The organism is Schnuerera sp., from assembly GCF_035459645.1.
In the GTDB taxonomy this organism is placed as follows: Bacteria; Bacillota; Clostridia; order Tissierellales; family Tepidimicrobiaceae; genus Schnuerera.
This window is the reverse complement of sequence record NZ_DATHXO010000354.1, coordinates 1-3,801: the sequence shown is the minus strand read 5'-3', so window position 1 is coordinate 3,801 and position 3,801 is coordinate 1. Positions and strand designations below refer to the sequence as shown.

The 3,801-nt window shown below is 29.7% G+C and carries 3 protein-coding genes; 2 read left to right on the top strand and 1 reads right to left on the bottom strand.

Annotated elements, in window-relative coordinates:
* Positions 1-52: 52 nt before the first annotated feature.
* Positions 53-907, top strand: a complete 855-nt coding sequence (locus VK998_RS08255) for a 3-hydroxybutyryl-CoA dehydrogenase (RefSeq protein ID WP_325227528.1) — start codon at positions 53-55, stop codon at positions 905-907.
* A 124-nt stretch (positions 908-1,031) separates the two neighbouring features.
* On the top strand, positions 1,032-2,012 hold the full coding sequence (locus tag VK998_RS08250) for an LCP family protein (RefSeq protein ID WP_325227526.1): 981 nt from the start codon (positions 1,032-1,034) through the stop codon (positions 2,010-2,012).
* A gap of 25 nt (positions 2,013-2,037) precedes the next feature.
* Here the strand turns inward: VK998_RS08250 and murC are convergent, their stop codons facing one another.
* Complete coding sequence (gene murC, locus VK998_RS08245) at positions 2,038-3,438, bottom strand: UDP-N-acetylmuramate--L-alanine ligase (protein ID WP_325227523.1); 1,401 nt, start codon at positions 3,436-3,438, stop codon at positions 2,038-2,040.
* Positions 3,439-3,801 lie beyond the last annotated feature (363 nt).

The following is a 3,801-nucleotide window of genomic DNA, read 5'->3' as shown; positions in this document are numbered from 1 at the left end:
AGAGAAACGCACACCAAACTATAAATTAAAATAAAACTTGGGGGTGTTTAATATGAAAAAAATTGGTGTATTAGGTAGGGGAACAATGGCATCTGGTATAGTTCAAATTTTTGCTCAAAAAGAATATGATGTCACAATGTGGGTGAGAAATATTGATCCATCAAATCCAAGGGGAAGTTTAAAAGTAGTTGATAAAAATCTAGGTAGGTTAGTTAAAAAAGAAAAAATTACCGAAGGAGATAAGAATGATATATTAAAAAGGGTAGAAATAACAACTAAATATGAAGACTTGAAGAATTGCGATTTAATTATTGAAGCTATTTCAGAAGAAATGGATGTTAAGAGGGAAACCTTTCAAAAATTAGATGAAATATGCAAGGAAGAAACTATATTGGCTACAAATACTTCTTCTTTGTCTATTACCGAAATAGCAAGTAGTACTAATAGACCAGATAAAGTAATAGGAATGCATTTTTTTAATCCTGTTCCTGTTATGAAGTTAGTAGAAGTAATAAATGGTATTGGAACATCAGAAGAAGTGAAAAATACAATAATGGAATTATCTAAAGCTCTAGGAAAGGCCCCTGTTGAAGTAGAGGAAGCACCAGGCTTTGTGGTAAATAGAGTGCTTATTCCTATGATAAATGAAGCAGTTGGAATATTAGGAGATGGAGTAGCAACAGCGGAGGACATTGATGAAGCGATGAAATTAGGGGCTAACCATCCCATGGGACCATTAGCTTTAGCTGATTTAATAGGATTAGATGTTTGTTTAGCTATTATGGATGTATTATATAATGAATTTGGAGATTCGAAATATAGAGCACATCCACTTCTAAGAAAGATGGTAAGAGGTGGATTATTAGGAAGAAAGACTAAAAAAGGTTTTTTTGATTATTTAAGATAATTTGTATAGATAAAATTTTAAAACCTTCTTTTTGGTATTAATACCAAAAAGAAGGTTTTTGATATATAAAGGGAAATATTGGACACAATATATAGAAATATCATTTGTGGAAGGTGGCTAATAAATGAAAACATTTTGGAAAGTTTTTATTGTGTCCTTTGTATTTTTTTTTGTTGCTATTTTCTTAGGTTCTTATTCTTATTTGAAATCCAATAAAAACAGAGTAGGAACAAGTATTGGTGGTGGAGAATCAAATATAGAAGAGAAAAGGAATACCAAGGAAGTAAAGACTGAAACTAAAACCTACTCTTCTCTGTCTGAAGCCTTTAAGGATAGTGAAAATATTAATGTAATCCTGTTAGGAATGGAGGATACTAGAACAGATACCATTATATTTGCAAATTTTGATCCTATAACCAAAAAAGTAAAGGCAATTTTTATACCTAGAGATACCTATATTCATAGAAAAGGATATAACCAAGGAGAACAAAGAAAGATAAACGCTATATACGGCGACCATGGAGTAGAAGGAGTTAAAAAAGCTTTGTCCCATATATTAGAAGGGATTCCTATTCATCATTATATAATGGTAGACTATGCAGGAGTGGAAAAGATAATTGATTCAATTGGAGGTGTAGAGGTGATGGTGCCTTTCCACATGAAGTATGAAGACCCTACTGCTAAACCGCCTTTAAGTATAGACATAAAGGAAGGGAAAAGAGTATTAAACGGGAAAAAGTCTTTAGAATTTCTAAGATATAGAAAAGGAAACAACAATAAAGGTGGATATATAGATGGAGATTTAGGTAGAATCAAAGCTCAACAAGAATTTCTCCAATCTTTTATAGATAAGGTTCTATCTTATCGATTACCATTTGTAATCAAGGAAGGATTTAATTATGTTAAAACGGATATTAAGTTATGGGAAGGTCTTGCTTATTCTAGGAAAGTTATAGGTGCTGAACCTGATGATTTCACTTTTATAACTTTGCCTGGCAAAGCAGAGTTGAAAAAAATTTATGGAAAGGTTTTATCTTATTTTATATTTGATTCTTTGGAAATAAAAAAAACACTAGAAGAGATTTATAATATTAAAAAACCTTAGACGGGTAAACCCCCTTTTTAGGGGGTTATATAGCTTCTCTTTCTTTATTTTCTAGCATAGCTTCTCCTATGGTATAAACATTTCCTGCCCCCATGGTGACAACAATATCTCCTTTTTTAGCATTTTTAAGGATATAATCTTCAATGTTTTCAAATGATGATATATACTCAGCATCTATTCCATTCTTTGACAAGGCTTCTACTAAATGGGTAGAATGAATTAAACCATTATCTCTTTCTCGGGCAGCATATATATCTGGAATTATTACTTTATCTGCTTCAGAAAAAGATTCAGCAAAACTATTTAATAATATCTTTGTTCTTGTATAGGTATGAGGTTGAAATATACACCAGATTTGATTATTGGTGGAATTTCTTAAAGCTTTTAATGAAGCTTTAATCTCTGTAGGATGATGGGCATAATCATCAATTATTTTTATACCATTTATAACTCCTTTTACTTCCAATCTTCTATGGGTACCTTTATATTCTACTATAGATTCTAATATGGTTTGAATAGGCACTCCTAAAAGATGAGTAGCACAAATACTAGCTAATGCATTATAAACATTATGAATTCCCATGACATTTAATTTTACTGGATATAAAGACTCGCCTTTTATATTAAGCATGAATTGAGGGTAGCCTTCAGGTGTAAAAGAAATATTTTCAGCTGAATAATCTGATTTATTGTTTAATCCAAAAGTAATTATATTTGCTTTTGTATTTTTAATAACTTTTTTAGCATTAGAATCGTCAGAGTTTATGATTAAATATCCATCATCTTCTAAATTTTGGCCATATTGAGTAAAAGTATTTACTATATGATCGATACCTTCAAAATAATCTAAATGCTCTTCCTCCATATTTAAAATAATAGCTATAGTAGGAAAATATTTTAAAATATTGCCCTTATACTCACACGCTTCTGTTAATAGATATTTTTTAGAGCCTAACTTAATATTTCCTCCAATTTCATCTAATTGGCCTCCAAGCAAAATAGTTGGCTTTAAAAGAGAACGATTTAATATTGTAGCTATCATGCTAGTTGTAGTTGTTTTTCCATGAGTTCCAGATACTGCAATAGAGTTTTCGTAATTTTTCATCAATGCACCAAGGAAAGTTGCTCTATCGACAGTTGGAATATTATTTTCTAGAGATTTTATTAGTTCTTCATTATCATTTGTAATTGCATCTGTATATACGACTAAGTTAGCTCCTTCAATATTATCCTTATTATGTCCTATGTATACATGAGCACCTAAGGTTTTTAGTCTTTCTATTATATAGCTATTGTTCATATCAGAGCCAGAAACTTTATATCCTTCTGTTAATAAAATTTCTGCTAAACCACTCATACTAATCCCACCAATTCCAATAAAATGTATGTGAGAGTATTTATGGTCATTTATGCAAAATTCAAACATAAACTTACCTCCTATGTTGTTTAAATTGAATACTTCCTTTCAATATTATTACCAAGTTGCGTATTAATATTATTTTATTCTAATAAGAGTTTTTTGTCACTGCTTGATTATATCATATTACTATAATAATAAAAAGGCAATATTAAAGACATGTTACAAAATATGTAAAACCAATTATTGGGTATCTTTAGGAAAGATTATGTGAATTTTTAGTTTTAACTATCAAAGAACAAGAATTTTGAGTAAAATAAACTTTAAAAACAAAAAAAGTAAAATAAATTTGAAAATAAGAAGGATTTTTGGAAAGTATAGAGAATTTAGAAATATAGAGAATATAGAGAATATTGAATAATATTTTTTGTT